General features: G+C 35.1%; 13 protein-coding genes and 2 pseudogenes. 8 read left to right on the top strand and 7 right to left on the bottom strand.

Annotation, left to right across the window (positions count from 1 at the left end; translation table 11 throughout):
• Positions 1 to 102: 102 nt before the first annotated feature.
• The 4 genes and pseudogenes from E2636_RS19355 (at position 103) to E2636_RS09010 (ending at position 7,202) form a co-directional block, all read left to right on the top strand.
• Positions 103 to 638, top strand: a pseudogene (locus tag E2636_RS19355) (YitT family protein).
• Positions 639 to 2,026: 1,388 nt separating this feature from the next.
• Positions 2,027 to 2,398 (top strand): annotated as a pseudogene (locus tag E2636_RS09020) (VOC family protein).
• A 674-nt stretch (positions 2,399 to 3,072) separates the two neighbouring features.
• Positions 3,073 to 5,682, top strand: a complete 2,610-nt coding sequence (gene ppsA / locus E2636_RS09015) for a phosphoenolpyruvate synthase (protein ID WP_134209912.1) — start codon at positions 3,073 to 3,075, stop codon at positions 5,680 to 5,682.
• Between the two features lie 1,010 nt (positions 5,683 to 6,692).
• Positions 6,693 to 7,202, top strand: coding sequence for a hypothetical protein (locus E2636_RS09010; RefSeq protein WP_134209911.1), 510 nt, complete (start codon positions 6,693 to 6,695; stop codon positions 7,200 to 7,202).
• Positions 7,203 to 7,741: 539 nt separating this feature from the next.
• On the opposite strand, the gene E2636_RS18970 is transcribed toward E2636_RS09010, so the two are convergent.
• Positions 7,742 to 7,903, bottom strand: coding sequence for a hypothetical protein (locus E2636_RS18970; protein ID WP_166669504.1), 162 nt, complete (start codon positions 7,901 to 7,903; stop codon positions 7,742 to 7,744).
• A 643-nt stretch (positions 7,904 to 8,546) separates the two neighbouring features.
• On the opposite strand from E2636_RS18970, the gene E2636_RS09005 reads away from it, so the two are divergent.
• Positions 8,547 to 8,960 (top strand): VOC family protein, encoded by a 414-nt coding sequence (locus E2636_RS09005; RefSeq protein WP_134209910.1) that lies wholly within the window; start codon positions 8,547 to 8,549, stop codon positions 8,958 to 8,960.
• 369 nt (positions 8,961 to 9,329) lie between these two features.
• Here E2636_RS09005 and E2636_RS09000 read toward each other — a convergent pair whose 3' ends face one another.
• Positions 9,330 to 10,199, bottom strand: a complete 870-nt coding sequence (locus E2636_RS09000) for a GNAT family N-acetyltransferase (RefSeq protein WP_134209909.1) — start codon at positions 10,197 to 10,199, stop codon at positions 9,330 to 9,332.
• Positions 10,200 to 10,462: 263 nt separating this feature from the next.
• Here E2636_RS09000 and E2636_RS08995 point away from each other — a divergent pair, with 263 nt between their 5' ends.
• Together E2636_RS08995 and E2636_RS08990 are read left to right on the top strand one after the other, a co-directional pair.
• Positions 10,463 to 11,917, top strand: coding sequence for a DUF2157 domain-containing protein (locus tag E2636_RS08995; protein ID WP_134209908.1), 1,455 nt, complete (start codon positions 10,463 to 10,465; stop codon positions 11,915 to 11,917).
• The gene (locus tag E2636_RS08990) at positions 11,895 to 12,437 is read left to right on the top strand and encodes a GDYXXLXY domain-containing protein (RefSeq protein WP_134209907.1); all 543 of its coding nucleotides are present in this window, start codon (positions 11,895 to 11,897) and stop codon (positions 12,435 to 12,437) included. Before E2636_RS08995 ends, E2636_RS08990 begins: the two co-directional genes overlap by 23 nt.
• 297 nt (positions 12,438 to 12,734) lie before the next feature.
• Here the strand turns inward: E2636_RS08990 and E2636_RS08985 are convergent, their stop codons facing one another.
• Both E2636_RS08985 and E2636_RS08980 read right to left on the bottom strand, forming a co-directional pair.
• Positions 12,735 to 14,147, bottom strand: coding sequence for a hypothetical protein (locus tag E2636_RS08985; protein ID WP_134209906.1), 1,413 nt, complete (start codon positions 14,145 to 14,147; stop codon positions 12,735 to 12,737).
• 933 nt (positions 14,148 to 15,080) lie between these two features.
• A complete protein-coding gene (locus E2636_RS08980) occupies positions 15,081 to 15,254 on the bottom strand; it encodes a MerR family DNA-binding transcriptional regulator (RefSeq protein ID WP_134209905.1) in 174 nt (57 codons plus the stop codon).
• Between the two features lie 465 nt (positions 15,255 to 15,719).
• Between E2636_RS08980 and E2636_RS08975 the strand changes: the two genes are divergently transcribed.
• Entirely contained in the window at positions 15,720 to 15,992 is a 273-nt protein-coding gene (locus E2636_RS08975) for a DUF1292 domain-containing protein (protein WP_134209904.1), read from the top strand.
• Positions 15,993 to 16,354: 362 nt separating this feature from the next.
• Here the strand turns inward: E2636_RS08975 and E2636_RS08970 are convergent, their stop codons facing one another.
• The 3 genes from E2636_RS08970 to E2636_RS08960 form a co-directional block, all read right to left on the bottom strand.
• The gene (locus tag E2636_RS08970; protein ID WP_134209903.1) at positions 16,355 to 17,326 is read right to left on the bottom strand and encodes an NAD(P)/FAD-dependent oxidoreductase; all 972 of its coding nucleotides are present in this window, start codon (positions 17,324 to 17,326) and stop codon (positions 16,355 to 16,357) included.
• 364 nt (positions 17,327 to 17,690) lie between these two features.
• A complete protein-coding gene (locus tag E2636_RS08965; protein WP_134209902.1) occupies positions 17,691 to 18,086 on the bottom strand; it encodes a hypothetical protein in 396 nt (131 codons plus the stop codon).
• A gap of 388 nt (positions 18,087 to 18,474) precedes the next feature.
• The gene (locus E2636_RS08960) at positions 18,475 to 19,143 is read right to left on the bottom strand and encodes a peroxiredoxin (protein ID WP_134209901.1); all 669 of its coding nucleotides are present in this window, start codon (positions 19,141 to 19,143) and stop codon (positions 18,475 to 18,477) included.
• Positions 19,144 to 19,312: the final 169 nt, after the last annotated feature.

The raw sequence follows: 19,312 nt of genomic DNA, 5'->3' as shown, positions 1-19,312 counted from the left end.
CAGTAAATATTTTTGTTGCAAATGCAATAAAAAACAATATATTGAATTTACCTCAAACTTGTTGCATTTGCAACAAAATTAACGATAAAGAGGTCGAGTAAAGTGATATACGTTTTTTATGTAATAGGAATTTTACAATCAACTATTGGTATTTCTTTCACGATACAATCAGACCTTGGAACGTCACCTGTTTGTTGCACTTTTGTTAGGAGTGTCCATAAACGTGGGGCTCACTGTGGGAGGTTGGGAAATCATACTGGCTATCATATTGATTGGACGCAATTCATTATTAAAAAAGCAATGACCGGAAATTGAGGGGTAGGTAACAGCAGATATAACGGGTATCGGTATTGATCTGTGGCTTTTTTATTGGACAATTCGATAAAGCCTGATCAATGGTACGATTCCATTGGATCTATTAACTGAACATACAAGAATTCACTGGGACCAATCTATTTTATTAGAGAACATTCATTTACCTCGTATTCTTGATCATGGCAATGATGATGAATGAACCAATTGGTATAGGAACTTTATTAACCGTCTGTTTAGGAGGGCTGATACTTAATTTCTTCATGTCATTCATAGGAAAAGAGTTGGACGATATATTAACGCATTCCAGTACGTTACCATATTAATCCATACAGGCAAAATTAAAAGTATTAAGTTAACATATGACTAATTATCTGAAGCAGCAACAGACCAAATCTATACAACGGAGGAACCCAGCAATCTTGTGTAAGAAAATTGCTGGGTTTCTTCATCCAAATATGAAAATAAAGTTGTAAGTTGTAATTATCGAATAGATGGTGATTATCTTTCAGAACTTTATGCTAAATTGGGATTAGAGATAAATTTAGAAAATATTAAAGTTTCTGAGATAACGGGTGATGTAGACGCTGAGGGCATTTTTAGACCTCACTCTTTAAGTGAGTATTACTCTCACTGTATTGATTAATAAAGACTGAAAAGTTAGGGATATAGTTTTCTTTCCCCAGCTAAACAGCAAAAGGAGCTTAAAATATGTTGAAGGTGTTCTTAATCATTAATACTATTTTGATAGTCTTCTATCATCCTGCTGTTATTTTTGAATAAAGTATATACGAAAAATGGCAACATCCAGATTCAATGAAAGTTGTCATTTTACTTCGAAGGAAGCAAATTTTTTGTAATGCCTTATTGTCTAGGGAGACCTACTTATTATTTTTTCAACTCTCTACAATAAGTTGAATTTTCTTTATATAGAAGGAAGAAGAAAGATAATTACAAAGAGGAGAAAGATTGTCCATACAAATGATAATTCAATTTTTTTTTCATTTGAAGTATTCCTTTTAATTGTTTTATGAATTAGAGATAGAACCAAAATATTCATTAAAAACAGAAAATAGTAAATGATTATGTATAATATCCAACGACTATTTTGTACTACTGCGTCTAAAGGAAATAAAAGAAAAGAACTAATGAAAACAATTATCGATATAACCATAATAAAGGATATAATTATATGCATTTTTTTCCATATAGGATGTAATAAAAACGTATTACTTTTTTTAGTTTGAAAAAACATAAATAAACTAAACAAGCTGATTACGATAGTAATAAGTACTAATGTTAATAACATTGGCATTACAGAACTCGATGACATCAGAGTTGAAATTTTTTCTTTGAATAAATCTAATGTAATCGAAAGAATTAATAAAGAAAGAACTACAGCCCCTTGAAAAAGAGTCCAACGTGAAAAGAACATAAACATCCCCCTCTTTGTGAAAGCTATATCAGTATCCTATTTCAGATTTTTATTATTAATTATATTTACGTTTCGACAAACTATAGGTTTCAATTATTTACAAATATTTCTTTTCATTATAACCTGTATCATGACAGCTCCGTACGTCCCCACTTTCTCTTATAATATATGGTGAATGTTGTGTATTTCAAATTACTTATTTATACTTAAATTAGGTGAATTTTTCTTTATCCACATCAAAAAATACCTGAACATTATAAAATGATAAGGAGTGGGAATATGAAGCTAGGAGCATTTTCTGTAAGTTTAAATGTAAAAGACATTAATAAATCAAAATCATTTTACGAAGACCTAGGATTTCAAGTCTAAGGAGGGGATATTACTCAAAATTGGCTAATTATGAAGAATGAAAGTTGCATAATTGGGTTATTCAAAGGAATGTTTGAAAAGAACATTCTGACTCTTAATCCAGGGTGGAGTCAAAATGCCGATAATCTCGATTCCTTTACTGACATTCGAGACCTTCAAAAGCAGCTTAAAGCTAAAGGAATTAAAATGCTGACTGAAGCAGATGAATCAAACATAGGGCCAGCAAGTTTTACAATTGAAGACCCAGATGGTAATCCTATTCTTGTGGATCAACACGTATGAAGAAGAGTTAATAATGGTACAATGAACGTCATATTAAACTCTATCAACCGTGGTTCGTATAATAAGTTTAATACAGTAACATAGTGCCTTTTACCCGCTTCTCTAAAGTTTTTATACTTTAATATATTGGGGAGACAGGCACTATAACTTGGACATGAATAGGGTCTTATGATGTTCCCTAACAATATTATTTATCTGAATTACATAGATTTCCTAAAATCTATTTTGGTCCATTTATGAATTAAGTACTAGATATATCAGTTTTGACAATTGGTTAAACACAACAGGCAATACACTTATCCTATCTCTATTAAATCCTTCGTTTCAAGTTCTTTTAATAAAATCTAAATTCTCTTCTTACACTATCCCACCATTTTATCTGAATAAAGAAATACCAATTAAAAATTGACATTCTTACATATATTGTATTTCAAATGAAAAAGACCGACACTAATAATTAGCCTCGGCGTTTGTTAATATTCTAAGTACAAAATAAAACTTAAAACAGGTGCAAAAGACCGACGTACTAATAGTGCTGTAGAAAAGGAAGGGTTTGTTATGAACATGAAACTTCGCCAGGAGCAAGAAAAAGTAGACAGCAAATTGGTTGAGCAAATGAACAATTTTTGTCATATGATTCGTCTTGTATTGAGCGATAAATGGGAGGTAAAGAAATGAAACCATATGTACTAGAGTTTGGGGAGATCGATACAACGAAACAAATGGTGGTCGGTGGCAAAGGGATGAATTTGGGCGAATGTTCGAGGATTGAAGGAATATTTGTACCAGAGGGATTTTGTGTAACCACTGAGGCATATAAAAGAGTCATTGAGAAAAATGAGGAGTTTCATCAATTACTGGAACAACTAGCAGTTCAAAAAGTGGACGAACGAAAAAGAATTAGTGAAATTAGCAGGAAGATTCGTGAGCTGATTGAGGGGATCGAGATCGAGAAGGGGATCGTAGAAGATATCGATAGTTGTCTCTTAACTTTTGGTTTCGAGTATGCATATGCTGTTCGCTCAAGTGCTACAGTCGAGGATCTTCCTTTTGCCTCCTTTGCTGGTCAACACGACACCTATTTAAATATCATCGGAAGAGATGCAATATTGCGACACATCAGTAAATGTTGGGCTTCCCTATTTACTGAACGCGCAGTAATTTACCGAATCCAAAACGGATTTGATCACAGCCAAGTTTACATATCTGTTATTATTCAACGGATGATTTTCCCACAGGCTTCAGGAATTTTATTTACGGCTGATCCGATTACTTCCAATAGAAAGCTACTATTGATAGATGCTAGCTTTGGGCTAGGAGAGGCCCTTGTCTCCGGTTTGGTATCTGCGGATTGCTATAAGGTGAAAGAAGATAAAATCGTCGATAAGATGATAGCAACTAAAAAATTGGCTATCTATGGACTAAAAAAAGGCGGAACAGAGACTCAGCAGATCGATCCTAAGCAGCAAAAGACACAAACACTTACTGAACAACAAATTTTACAACTAGCACGCATAGGAAGGCATATTGAAGCTCATTTTGGCTGCCCACAAGATATTGAATGGTGTTTGGTTGATGATATATTTTATATTGTCCAGAGTCGGCCAATCACTACTTTATACCCGATCCCTGAAGCGAATGATCTAGAAAATCACGTTTACGTATCTGTCGGTCATCAACAAATGATGACCGATTCTATGAAACCACTGGGATTGTCTTTTTTCCTGTTAACTACTTTTGCGCCCATGCGTAAAGCTGGTGGAAGGTTGTTTGTTGATATCACACATAATCTGGCTTCACCTGTTAGCAGAGAAATGTTAATAAATGCCCTAGGACAATCCGATCCTCTCATAAAAGACGCACTTACGACCATAATAGATCGAGGAAATTTTATAAAATCGTTACCAAATGATAAAAAAGAACTGAATCCCAGTACAAGCAATAAAGTTATGGCGTCTGCGGGTTTTCAAAACGAAAACAATCCGACAATCGTTTCTGATTTGATTAAGAGTAGTCAAACATCGATAGAAGAGTTAAAACAAAACATTCAAACGAAATCTGGATTAGATTTATTTGATTTTATTCTAGAAGATTTACAGCAATTAAAGAAGATTTTATTTGACCCACAAAGTTTGGGTGTGATTATGGCTGCTATGAATGCTTCATCATGGATCAATGAAAAAATGAACGAATGGTTAGGTGAAAAAAACGTAGCAGATACGCTTTCTCAATCTGTACCCAACAATGTTACTTCGGAAATGGGTCTGGCGCTTTTGGATGTCGCAGATGTGATTCGTCCTTATCCACAAGTAATCGATTATTTACAATATATAAAAGATGATAACTTTTTGAGTGAACTGGTTAAGTTTGATGGTGGACAGGAATCCCAAGACGCTATATATGATTATCTCAGCAAATACGGAATGCGATGTACCGGAGAAATCGATATTACTAAAACTCGTTGGAGCGAAAAACCGACTACACTTGTCCCAGTGATCCTTAGTAATATTAAAAATTTCGAACCTAATGCTAGCAATCGAAAATTTGAGCAAGGGCAACAGGAAGCTTTGAAAAAAGAACAAGAGTTATTGGATCGATTGAAGCAATTACCGGATGGTGAACAAAAAGCCATAGAAACAAAACGAATGATCGACCAGATCCGAAATTTCATCGGTTATCGGGAATATCCAAAATACGGCATGGTTAATCGCTACTTCGTTTATAAACAGGCTTTACTGAAAGAAACCGAACAACTCGTACAAACCAACGTTATTCATGAAAAAGAAGATATATACTATCTCACATTTGAAGAGCTTCACGAAGTCGTCCGCACAAATAAACTTGATTACCAGATTATCAATAAACGAAAAGGCGACTACAAATTATATGAAAAATTAACTCCACCACGTGTTATCACATCTGATGGTGAAATCATAGTAGGTAAGTACAAACGAGACAATCTCCCTGACGAAGCTATTGTGGGTCTACCTGTTTCTTCCGGAGTTATAGAGGGAAGGGCACGTGTCATCTTAAACATGGAAGATGCAAATCTAGAAGATGGAGATATATTAGTCACCACATTTACTGACCCTAGCTGGACACCAATGTTTGTATCCGTAAAAGGCCTAGTCACCGAAGTTGGTGGACTGATGACCCATGGAGCAGTTATAGCACGTGAATATGGCTTGCCAGCAGTTGTTGGGGTCGAAAATGCTACCAAGCTGATAAGAGACGGGCAACGTATTCGTGTGCATGGAACAGAAGGGTATATCAAAATACTATAATTCAATATTTTTAAATCATAAAAGAAGAGAATTTGAATTAGGAGAATCATTGACATCATGGTGATTTGCGGTCTATGGTAAAGAACCCTGTCATTAGGGCGTATAAGGGGGCAGTAACTGAAAATCGATATTAATGCCTGTTAGATTATCATAAAATCGAGACTTCTGTTAAAGGACACAATTGCTGAACAATGAGCAGTCACTTTATTACTAGGCAGATCCGAATGGTTCTATATATAATTGGATGTAAATAATTAAGAAACCCAGCAATCTTCTCATTTGAAGGTAGCTGGGTTTTAAAAGTTGGATGTGTAAAATATTACTTAAAATAAGCGCAAATTATTGGGCAAAGTGAAAGATGTCTTTGAGAAGAGTTTTGGAAAACATAAAGTAGAATAAGAGAATTCTTCAATTATTGTCCATTACTCATATTGGAACTCTTTATGGAATGGAGGGTCTTCATTAAATCCATTGGAAATTTTCTCAAGAGTCACGATTCTTTACTTTAGCATTTTGTTTATGACCCGCCTGAAGGGACCTCGCCAAGTCTCGGTATATAATTTTATCATCCACGCTGGAATAGCTCATGTGGTTACGTCCCGAATGGTCAACCCGGAATCTTCACTCGCTGCAGCGCTAATCATTAATGCGGTGGCTTATTCGCTAAGTCTTTTACTTTCATGGGTTGATTATAAATTTCCGTTTGTTTAATAATTTTAGTGCATAATAAAAATTAAAACAGGTGCAAAACCGATAAAGATGACACCCCTAATTGTTGAAAGAGCCATATAATATGTTTATTTTGAGTATAGTCTTTTGGATCTTATCTCTACCTAATTGTCACGCCGAACATTTACTAATAGCGAATATAATAATATAATTCATAAGTTGTATTATACTATTCCCTATTTTGGTGAAATCCAATTCCACTTACAACAATGGTCATTTAAGGAACCATACCACATCCTCATGAATATCTTATAGGGAGTATAAAGGAGGTTAATAAACCAATGAATTTACCTGCAGTTGACCTTGGAATAATGGCGGAACATTTAACTACACATGAAGGGGTCATCAATAGATTGAAAATGTATAATAAGTTAGTACGAAACCATATGTTAAAAAAATTATTAGACTTACATTTAAAAACATTAAGGAATCATGTTAAAACTATGCTGGCTCTTATTGAACCTGGTCAGACACATCAAGTTCATTTACCCAAATTGGATTCTTTCAACTGGGACGTTGATTTTGAGACGCTCGAGGAATATGAAAAGGATATTGCGCTAGATACTAGATCTACTGCGAAACTTATGGGGAGTGATAATTTCAATTCAGCCTTAATGATGAAAGATTCCAACGTCAAAAATATCCACATAAAAATGGCCTATCAGAATGTAAGTATGCAGATGATGTATGACCATCTAATAATGCAAACTCAAGGAGAATTTATTCCAAGGGTAAGTAATGAAATGCAGCAATTGACTTTAAAACACTATTACCATGTACAAAATGAATAACAAGTGTTATGTGCTAGAACCTAAATGCTTTTTATTTTAAAAACTGTTTAATTAGGTGTTTTTAAAAGAGTTGCCTCCTCACGATTTTATGTTTTGTGTTTTCTCCTTTCTTAGTAAGAAAATTGATATTTATATACTTGCTTTAATTATTCGATACATGATTGGTTCTTGGTCCGTTTGTGGCAGGCTGTTTTTCCTGATTTAAAGTATATAAAAATTGTCCGTTAGATTCTATTGTGGCATGTATCTGAACAAAAGTTATCAACGCTCTTAACTAACCTACCTCGTTCGTAACCATATATTTCTGGTGACCATTTTTGATAAGGTCTTATTATAACAGTAGCCGGGGGAGAGCGTCCCTGCCCGCGGGACATTGATCTCGTCAGCTAAACCGTTCGCCCCCTACTTGTAAAAACATAATTTAGCTGGGACCCGATGGTTAACAAGCAAAGCTATGACATTGAAAGAAGGATTAGGGTACCGGCAAATATATTTTGGAGGAGTTTTGAATGAATCCAGTCGTAGGTCTGGATGTTACATTAATCCGAATAGGAAATGACGAATTGAAGAGTTGTTACACCATCAGGTAAATACGGTAAATTATCAGAAGTAACTGAGAAAATACCGACAATTAAACCAACAACAAGTGTGAAAATAATAAACCTTATCCAATTCCCTTTATATCCTTTATTCACTTTCAACAAAAAACCCTCCTCTCCTTAATTAATCCAATTTTTTGTTATTGAATATAAAATATTACATATATTAGACTCAATGACAAAGACTGATACTAATAATTTAGTCGCACGTTTGTTTAATAATTTAAGTGCAAAATACCATCTTAAGTGACAGATGAGTTTTAAACCATTTGTGCCGTGTTCAGAAAAGGAAGAGTTTTGTTACAAAGATAATCATCTTAAAATTTATTTGGATATTCATGTTAGAATGAACATAAATTGTGATGGACAAGTAGTTAATACATAGAAGGCATTTGATAGAATACTGAAAGGTACGATAAGAAGAAGGGAAGTTAATGGTTGGATGGTCGTAATAACGGATTCTTCCTGGGGAGATTCAGAAGTGTTAGAATTAAAAACATGACTAACAGAATAGAAACGAATAAGATATCGTGGATTCTATACAAGAATAAGTGAAATTTATTCAAGATCAAAAGAAGAGGGAAAATGTTTATATTGCTGATTTAATATTATAACAATGATTGTTCGAACTAAAGGTGAATATAACGATATAAGACTGATGAATATGATTTTTGTTCTTACAAAATAATACTAAAGAATAATAATTAATAAAAATAAAAATGATAGGGCAATAGGAGGTACTAAATTGGAATATGTTTTAGATCACGTTGGAATTGCCGTTAGAAGTATTGATGACGCTCTTCCATTTTATATTAATGTATTAAATGGTGTATTAGAGGACCGTTATACAAGTGATACATCTGGAGTTGAAGTGTACGTTGCTGTTGTCAGAACTAATGATAAAGTAATTGAATTACTGGCACCAACCAATAAGAACTCTCCAATGGCTCGGTTTATAAAGCAACGAGGAAAAGGGGTGCATCATATTGCATATCGAGTTGATGATTTGGACAAAGCAGTACTCGAGGCAAGTAAAAGTGGAGTTCGTTTTCTAGAAGACACGCTACGTACTAACACACGTGGAAGAAGGCTCATTTATGTTAATCCCGTATCAACTGATGGGACTTTAATTGAACTTTGTGATTATTCAAATATTTAAAGGAAACCTAATTAGAATTATCATCATTGGTAGAAGTAAGTCGAAGAAACAATATGAGGAATTAACGTAAACGTTACGTAAACTTTACAGTTCTTCAACTAATGTGGAATGCATAAATAATAGTACAGAACAGAGTTACATTTAATGCAATGGCATACAGGCCCAGGTTAATTGAACTACTTACTTATTATTATGAGCAAGCTACGAAAAAACGATTACTTTTTAATCCGTGAAACGAAGGACACACATCACCGCAGGTTGGTCAGCAGAAAAAGAGGATGAGCAGGGATTTTTGTCTCGCTTATCCTCTTTTTTTAATTAAATTTGCTTCAGACCTGGAAACCTGACCGGCTCAGAAAAAGTCACTTGTTAGGTCTTTCTTTGCTCTCGATTTATTCCATATAAAATCCAGGAAGAGGGAAGTACGAAGGGATGGTCACTTGGTAGGGACTGTGTTGCTTCCTTGGTTAAATCCATCCAAATATAGGTTTCATATACAACATAATCAGCTAACTTTCGGTATGCTGTAGCTATCGTTTCCCATAGCCCTTCCTGTTCCATTAGGTCATTCCACGGGTAGACCGTATGAAGGTAATAACGATCTTTTAAATCGGTTTTCGTAATCAGCACCCTTGTTGCAGTTTCATTTTCATAAAAGGACCATTTCATCAGCTTTTCCTCAGGAAATAATTCCTCTGAAGCAGGGAAAGCGTAATAGCATTCATATGGAAAAATAGCACCTGTTTTCACGTATAACTGATTGATCCATATCTTTTTCCGCTCAAGATCGTACACTTCCTGCCACGCACGTGCACCATTTTCAAGCGAGGAAACATTCTTTGTGGTCGCTTCCTGGAGAGTTGAATGCTCTATAAGTCCAAGTTTTTGCAGGACACGTTGAGCTGGAAGATTTTCCTCCTGAGTATTCGCTCCGACCCATTGAATATCCGGTAGTTTAAACACGTCTTCTATGACTTGGACCATCAATTGTGAAGACAAACTGTTTCCTCTGTAGCGCTGGTCACTGCGCATTCTTCCAATCATGGCAAATCTTCTCTCAAAAATTGTATATCCACCAATACTGACAAGTTTGTCTCGCCAAAACAATCCATATAGACGATTGTCGCCTGTTACTAGTTTCTCGAAAATTCGTATGACGTAATCATCTTTTATTCCAGTTTCCATTGCTTCGAGATAAGACAAGTCATCAATGGTTAAAAGTCGGATCAACTTATCCATTCTCTAACGCTCCCTGTACGTGCTAAATTGTATGTATTTGCTCTTCTATTATAAGCGTGTAGGGATTTATTTGCATGAATTACTAGTAAAATCAGTAATTACATAACTAGATACAGAATGTATTCTCGTAGTAAGGACAACTTTAATTGTACAATTTTTGAACTCACCATGTATGAGAAAGCATCAAAAGAATCTGAGTTAATAAAGTGTATGAATATTCTCTAAAAATGGTAATATTATCATATGAGTAAGGAGGGTGTCATTTGAAGAGAAGAGTTTCAAGGTTAACCTATGAGTTTCTTAAAAAGGAGTTTATTTTTCTAGAGAAAACAGGCCATTTAGATAAAGGGCAATCGAATAAATTAATTGATTTATACGAATCTCCAACAAAACAAGTGCAACCACAACTGGTTAAAATGAACGCAGTACAGATTCTATCCATCATTGGAGGTATCCTAATAGGTTTAGGCATTCTAAGCTTTGTGGCGAGTAACTGGTCAGAGCTTACGAAGACATTCAAATTTTTAATATTATTAAGTACGCTTATCGTGTTCTATGTTGTGGGCTTTACTTTAGAAAAGAAAAAACCGCATCTCTCTAGAGCCTTTTATTATATAGGGGCATTTGCATATGGTGCTGAAATATTCTATATCGGACAGATGTTTCATTTAGGTGGAAATTTAGAAGATGCCTTCTTAATGTGGGGAATCGGTATTCTGCCATTAGCGATGTTTTTAAAAGATAAAATATTAAAAGTAGCAAGTCTAGTATTTGTTTATGCATTTATTGAAATAAAGTTTCTTTTTGCAGATGGGTTATTAGAATATGCACCCATTCTCATCATTCCAGCATTATTTGCATTTGGTTACTATTTCACGCGAAACAACATATATGTAAAAGTGGTAAATTTCATTATTCTCTATCAATTTATTGAAATGACCTTCATGTTTGGAGATGACTGGAACAAGTATTTACCAATCGCCATTATTCCAGCACTTTTTGCACTAAATCATTTTGTAATGAATAAATCAGTTGAACTAATGATTGCAAACTTTGTTTTACTCTATCAATTCATTGCCATGCACTTTTTATTCGAACCTATATTCGAACGTGACAGTTTTCCTTATGTAGCTCTATTGGCTGTACCGATTCTTTTCTATATAGGACATGTAATTATGCATAAGTCACAACCATTATTCATTGTCAACTTCACATTTACACTAATATTATCAGCACTCTTATTTTATCACTTTGAGTATGAGAATTTTGCAGCCATAGCACTTTTCTACTTCACACTATGGATGCTCATAACTTATATACAACATACGGATTATAAAGATTTTATGAGGTTAACAGGGACAATACTACATTTCCCAACTGCTTTAATATTGTCAATTCCTGATGTATGGTTTCCTATGTTTTACAAGGGTTTAGGCAATTATTTGGATGCGCCAGACTCCAAAGCTTTAATAGCGTCAGTTGTTTTCTCAGTCTTCTATCTAATCTATGCACTGACACTTGTTAAAAAAGAGAATCTGTTCGGAGTAGCAATTGTCTGTGTGTTCGTCTTACGTTTCTATGTAGATCTATCACTAGCATTCATGGACAAATCAATTGCTTTCATCATAGGGGGCTTATTATTACTAGGTCTAGGCTACTGGTTTGAAAAGACAAGGAGAAAGGAGATGGTTAAGAGTGAAGAATCTCTCAAAGAATAAATTATTTTTAATCTCTCTTCTTCTTCCAGTCATACTTTTGTTAAGCATGACAGTAAAGCCATTGACTACAATTTATTATGGCGAAACAGTAAGGCTACAAACAGTACCGGTAGATCCTAGTAACTTGTTCTACGGCGACTATGTGGATTTAGACTTCGAAGCGGAAAACATAGTGATTGATGTTGTCGAAAAGTCTTTACGCAAAACACTTGAAGACAACACAACCGGTAGTTACCCTCAAGATGACTTAAAAGTGTATATACTCTTAGCATATAGTAATGAAACGGAAACCCACAAAGTTACTAGCTTAACAGTTAGTAAGCCAAAATCAGGTACCTATATTAAAGGCATACTAACCCCATACATTAACGAGGGTAAAGTGAGAGTGTCAATTCCTATTGAGCAGTACTATCTAGAGGATGATACTGGATCAAAGTTAGAAGACCAAGCACGCAAAGGGGAGCTAATAGCAACAATTAAAGTACACAAAGGATACGCAATCTTAAGGAGTGTAGATTAATTTCTGTTATTTAAAACTCAACTTAATCCGGATTGATATCAAAATTTAACATGGCTGACACCAATTGAGAAGGACGCCCATGACGCGGCATGATTGGCTATAGTAAATGAGGATGAGTGAAGGCTTTTGCCCCGCTCATCCTCTTTTGTTATTTAGGTTATATTGCTTCAGATTGAGTTCGAGAGCGCATTTGAAACATGATCGCTTAATTTCAAATCAATTACTAGAATGATTGTAAATTTGTGGGTAAAATTAGGCGGTGCAGTCACTTGACTAATAGATCCTTCAACTCAAGATTCATAAAAGAACTATAGTTTGAATAAACACCTGCACTAGAAAATAAAATGCGATAGCAAATTTTAAATTGAAGCGGAGTCCATTCTTTATGCCACTGAGTCCATTCACGCTGCTTAAAATAATAACCGGCATGACAAAAGGAGATAGAATAATTGAAATGACGCTCCCAGAAGTGATGGCCAGCACAATCAATTCAGGTGGATAAGGCAGTTCAACTCCATTTAATATCCCCGCTACTAAGACGATGACAGGCAACGGGCCTAACCCAATAAATCCAAGGAAAATAACGATAAATGGAATCAAGAAAAGAATATTGATTACCGGCACGATATCAGTCAAAAAGTTCATGCCGCCAATCACGTAAAGTCCGACAGTAGTTTGATTCAGGGAATAAATTAATAATCCAGCCGCCAGTAAAATACTGAATTGCTGAGCCTGTTTTGCAATCCCTTGAGACAAATAGAATGTATTATTAGTAAGGAAACTCTTTTTTCTTCTTTTGATGAGAAAGTAAAGACAAGTCCAAACAAGAATGACCATGGGAATGACCAGTAAAAATTCCAGTTTTGAAATTTCATGGACAAGAAAAATCGTTCCAAACAGCGAGACAAAAAGGAAAAAAAATTCTGCTACATCTCGATTCCAATAGCCTCTATTACGAGAGTTTTTTACTGCTTTGTCAATTTCTAGCTGTAAAATCGTTGTAAAATTTGCATGGTAATCCTTTTCCTTAAAGTAGGAAAAAGCAACAGCAAGCAGTGTTCCAGCAAACGCGAAAATGAAGCCCAACAGCATCGACTTCCATAGAGTTGCTCCAAGTGCTTCTACAGCAAAGATAAAACTTGGAATACTGATGACCCACATTGTAGATAAAGCAAAGCCTCGCAAAATAGCAGTTCCTTTAAAGTTTTCCCATGCTTCATCTTTATGTTCACTCAAAAAAGAATCGATAAAACGATACATCATCGGTACTGATCCGAATAGCAAAAAGTGAGAAATTACTTGTGTCATAGCCATCAATCCAAAATAAAAACGTTGGCTTCTATTAAGCAGATTATGGAAAAAGCTCATAATTTCTTCTATATAAGGCTCTTCTTTTAATACCCAACTGATCATTGGCACAATGAGCAATAGTCCAATTAAATCTCGCATTTGTGTTAAGCCTTCAATTAAATCGTTCCACATTGACTCACTAGTAAAAAACAGCACAAGTAAAGACATTATAATCAAAAATAGCTGAAGTTGAAAATTTTTCACTGGCAATAGCCAATAGGCAAAAATCAAAGTGAGGATACCGAAAACAGAAATCAAAAAAACGAAAAAGACAGCATCATCATAGAAATATGTAATAAAGTGCAATAAAGCATAAAATGATACGGAAAAGGTAAATCCTCTAGCTGCAAATAATTTCAAATGGGGTCCTCCTCTTCTAAGCCTTTCCGCGTTTGTTTTCTATTTTACACCTTATTGTACAAGCATTGAATTTAATTGTTCTAAGATCATAAAAACTTTAAAAGAAAAGAGTTTTTAGTTTCGAGACTTGAAACTATCATCATCAGGGATTTCGTAAATTACAGACGACACTCAAATGACTCTATTCACACCTGAAGGAATATTAAAATCTGATAATAGAGGAATATCAAAAGGGATTTGTCTTCTTCCGTCAGTCGTATCATATGTTTATCAGAGGTGGCTGTTGAAACAGGGGACCCAAGAATCAAAGTATATGAATGGGTTTATGATGGTTGGCTACTGAGGTAAAAAGAACTTCATGGAAGGAGAGTTCCTGGAAATACTTATCTATCCGCTCTTTCAAACGGGCAAAAAGGGACTAAAGATGAACATGACAATAACAGCAAGAGCTGTGGCGGGGTTATGCGTGGTGCGCCAGCAGGGATATTTTAGTGAAACTCACTTTGAACACATAGGAATATGCTTCGCTAAGTTTACTGTACGATCCTTTATGTAGGACAGTTACGACTTGGACACTTTCAATTTTTTGAAAGTAATTGTGCCGGTTTCAAAAAATGTTCTACTGCCTCACAAAATTCTACCTGAAAATCATTTTCTTTATATTCACCATCCAGATAAACGATAAAGGCGTACTCAGGTTATGACAGTTTCATTAAGGGGTTGGAGAGGGCTGGAATTAACTCGAAGTAGGCGTCATAAATAGAGATGTGCATTTTCTTCGAGTAAACGATTCATTCGGGTAAATCCTTGATTACTACCTGATAATTCATAGTAAAACCTCTTTTAAGTTCGTTCTTATAGTTTTTGATACGAGAAAGCTTGTCACCGGAGGTCATGATTTCTCTCTCTAGTTTGTCGAGGATCTGCTGAAGGTTATTCCGGTCTTTCACCGATGAGATATCGACTATCGAAAAGTACATCTGCTTCCAAGCGATAATCTGATAAAGCTGGATTAGCTACCGGTTGTAAAAGTCCAATCTCATCGTAATACCTGAGTGTTTTGATGGTCGTTTTTGAAATCTTAGAAAATAATCCAATTCGATACATTTAATTGACCTCACATTCTCTCGTTCTGCTCAATAATAAGTACTCCCCTAAAGCGAAGGTCAACATTAATTTAACTAGTTTAATGGAGCTACAAATTATTTGCCATAATGACCTTTTGTCCATTAGGTAGCTGCTACAACTTATGTTGGAAAGTGCTCCGGTAAACTTGAAATTATAAGTTAGGGAAATATCTAATAGTTGATAACGAAAAAAAATGACAGGAATATGAATGAAAACCTGTTTGTATGAAATACTAGGTAAGTGAATTTTACTTATACTACATGAATATTCAATTGTTGTGACTAAAACGAAGATGGAGTAAGATTGCAATTAGTGCACGAGTTGTTCTATTATAGGCATATTAAACCAAATATAAGTAAGGGAAAATGGTTTTAATAAGCTTAATAATGGTACTAAAGGAAATAGGAAAACTGGAGTATAAAAAGATATGGAGGGGAAAGTAATATGGAAAAAATAGAGGTTGGTAACATATTTACGTTGATTGATGAGAAAGATGAGGAACAAGAAATTGAAGTACTTGGCTTGTTAAGCATCGATGAAATAGAATACGCTGCTGTCAGTTTCGCAGAAGAATCTCAAGAAGAATCGGAAGAAGACATTGATGTCTTCTTTTTAAGAGTTGAAGAAGATGAGGAATTATCTATTATCGAGAGTGACGAGGAATTTGAAAAGGTATCCTTGGCATTTCAAGAAGCACAAGAAGCGCAAGAAGAGTAAAATGGTTATCTGAAATGGTGCCGTTTTCCGTTGAAAATACAAACACTAAATAGAGACCCTTAAATTTTAAGTTAATTTGAGGGTCTCTATTTAGTCATTCCGTTACCTGCATGGTGAGATTGGAGGGAGTGAAGATCGTACACTCTCGACAAAAATACCTGCAGAAAAATAGTTGAGCCGTGGCAGTGTGTCCTTACTCAACTCTATTTTTCTTTAGTTTATGGTGCTACAGGTTGCCTTCTAAGCGACTGGATATATCAAATTAAAGATGAGTTTAATGTAGGAATAAATAAAATTAAATTATTAATCAACTCTGTATATATCTTGGTTCATGTCCCGAAATTGAAGAGGTATTACCTCATTCATTTTAAAAACTCACGGTGAATCGCTTCTCCAACATGAATTCCAGATAAAATAGCACTTTCAACTCGCGTTCGGCCACTTGTGTCCTGCTCAGTCAAAAAGCTGTCGCCTGCAAGGAAAATCGGTAAGTCATCAAGCTGCATAAACGGCTTTTTATATACATGAGTTGCTTCTGCATAACGCCAACGCTTAAGCTGTTGACGCACGATGAGTGATGTATCAATCACATCATGTGTAAGTGCGGCAAAGATTTGTTCAAGCACTGTTTCATCTTGCTGCTCAAAATATTTCGCACTCCAGTCTCCAGTCATATAAACTGATAGAATAGGACAAGCAGAAATACCTTTTTGGTCATTGGCTATGATCTTATCAATTCCAGGTGGTAATCCTTCTGAAACGATACCATCTTTTTCAATCGATAGTGGTTCAATAAGAGTGAGTAGGGCGACAAAGCATGGTTTAAAGCTTGAAGCAGAGAGCGTTTCTTTCAATTGATTAGATAAGATGAGTGAAGATTCTTGAAGCAATTGAAACGCTTGTGGAACTGGAGCTGTAATCACAACAGCGTCGCTAAAATAGGCATTTCCATTTTGAGTTGTAATGGTTACCCCTAGTTCACTTGACTTCACTTGAAGAACTTGTTCATCAAGCTTAATATTCAGGCCATTAGCCAGATTTTTAACAAAAGAATTCATTCCTTCTGTCCCCGAATATCTTGGAAAGTCATCCCCAAACCAGCGTTTGATTAATTTTTTCTCTAGCCATTCGTTCGTCAATGTTTGTAATTGTGGCGAGCGTACAGTGAAGAACTGAGCTCCGTGATCAGCACGTCCAATTCCGACTCTTCTAGTAGCCATGCGTCCACCGACACTTCGACTTTTTTCTATAATCGTAGGATTGTGGCCTAGTTCGAAAAGTGTTCTCGCAGCAAAGATACCACTAAGACCTCCACCTATTATTGAAATATTCATAGTATGTCAATCTCCTCTCGTTAACCTATGTTTCTATTTTAATCTTTTTTTAATCGTTGAACACATTCTGGCTCTAAAAAAGTCGACAACGATAATAATCGGTACCTAAAACAGTGTAAAAAACGCTATGTTATGGTTTAGTAGTTTATTATATTTATTCATTTTATCTATAGTGTGGTTGTAAGGGAAAGACGTAAGTACTTACACAACGGGCTTGCCTAAATAAAAAGAGGACGATGGCGGGCTTTTGCCGCGCTCGTCCTCTTTTTCCTTTAGGTTAGGTAATGGTGCTAAGAGTTGCGCATAAAAGCAACTCGGAATTCTGTTCGATAAGTTTACAAGGTCGATCTTGATACACATTACATTACATTTCATCTTCTATATCAGTGTAATATTGCTTGTCCATGCTCCTTTTTATAAAACTTATTAATGACGCTAAAATGAATCCTATGATACCAATAACATATGATAATGTAATTTCTCCGCCAGTAATGCTAACTAAATATTGGAATAATTGAAAACCTACAACTCCCCAAGCTACTGAAAATATGACAATAAGCAAATGATTAAGACGAGTATAGAATAGAATCATTGAAATAATAAAAGTAACAACAAACGTTGCAATTACATTTAAGTTAAATTTCTCAACACCAATCCATGTGATAAAACCACATAATATTAATAATAGTTCAAATGTATTGCAATTGGAAAACCTTTTACTCTCTTGATAACTACCTTTTTTAAATCCCATGGAGCTCATTATTTCTCCTCCTTTTTTCTACTTTCTATTATCTATGTTAATAGAACTTCTATTATTCCTTTAGACAATATGAAAAAATCTACTTATCTATCGATTTGAAATTAAGTTAGTAATACTGATAGTGACTGAACTTGCATCTTCCTTTAAGTATCGGTCAATTTGAATCATAAGGTAGTAGGGAAGCGATGTACGTATACCGTAGCAGGATTGAAGTCAGAAAAAGAGGAAGAGCAGGGGTTAAGCGAAACAATTAAGTTTCAAGTGTAATCAGGTATAAATCAGAAAAAGTCGAAATCTTTGAGAGATTTCGACTTTTATTATTGTTTTCCCGTGACATTCTTTTAATCGGATTTAAAGTATTACAGTTATTCCAATCATTCCGAAATCTCTATTTTTCTAGTGATTTATAACAGAACCACCAATCCAAACATTGAATGTCGCCTTGTTTCGCTTCCTCTAAACGCTTCTCTACAGCCATCACATTTCGTGGGGGTGGAATAATGACTTTATCACCTAAGTAAGCGTTTTGTGGCCAGTCTACTGGAGTAGCCACTTTAAATTCTGCAGCAACTTGCAATGCACGAACAACTCTCAATATTTCTTCGATGTTTCTACCTACCACAGGAGGGTAATTCATCATTAATTGGATAGTCCCTTGAGGATCTATGATATAGACTGTTCTAACAGTTGAAGACCCTAGCTCTGGTGATATCATACCTAATCTCAGAGCCACTTTACCAAGCTGATCCGCAATGATTGGGAAAGTAATCAAGACATTAAAATTATCCCTAATCCATTCAATCCATTTCATGTGAGCAAAAACATCATCTAATGATAATCCAATCAATTCCGTGTTCAACGCTGTAAATTCTTCACTTCTTCTTTGAAACTCTACAAATTCCGTTGTGCATACAGGCGTAAAGTCTCCTGGATGTGAAAACAACACAAACCATTTTCCTGCGTAATCACCAGGTAACATCTTTTTACCTAACGTAGTTTCGACCTCTACAGTAGGGAATTTTTCCCCTAAAAGAGGTGCACAATCTTGCTCCTTCATACTCAATATTTCCTCCTCGTATGTGAACAGATTCTTAAATATGTATATGCACGCAAGTATCCTTAGGTGAAAGACAAAAATTTTACGAATCAAATCGAAAAGTTCAGAGAAAACACTTAACAAACTAGGAGCAAACTGATGATATTTGTATGAAAAGATTTTTTTCTTC

This window comes from Paenisporosarcina antarctica (assembly GCF_004367585.1).
GTDB lineage: Bacteria > Bacillota > Bacilli > Bacillales_A > Planococcaceae > Paenisporosarcina > Paenisporosarcina antarctica.
The sequence above is the reverse complement of the archived record's forward strand: the minus strand, read 5'-3'. Positions and strand labels throughout refer to the sequence as shown.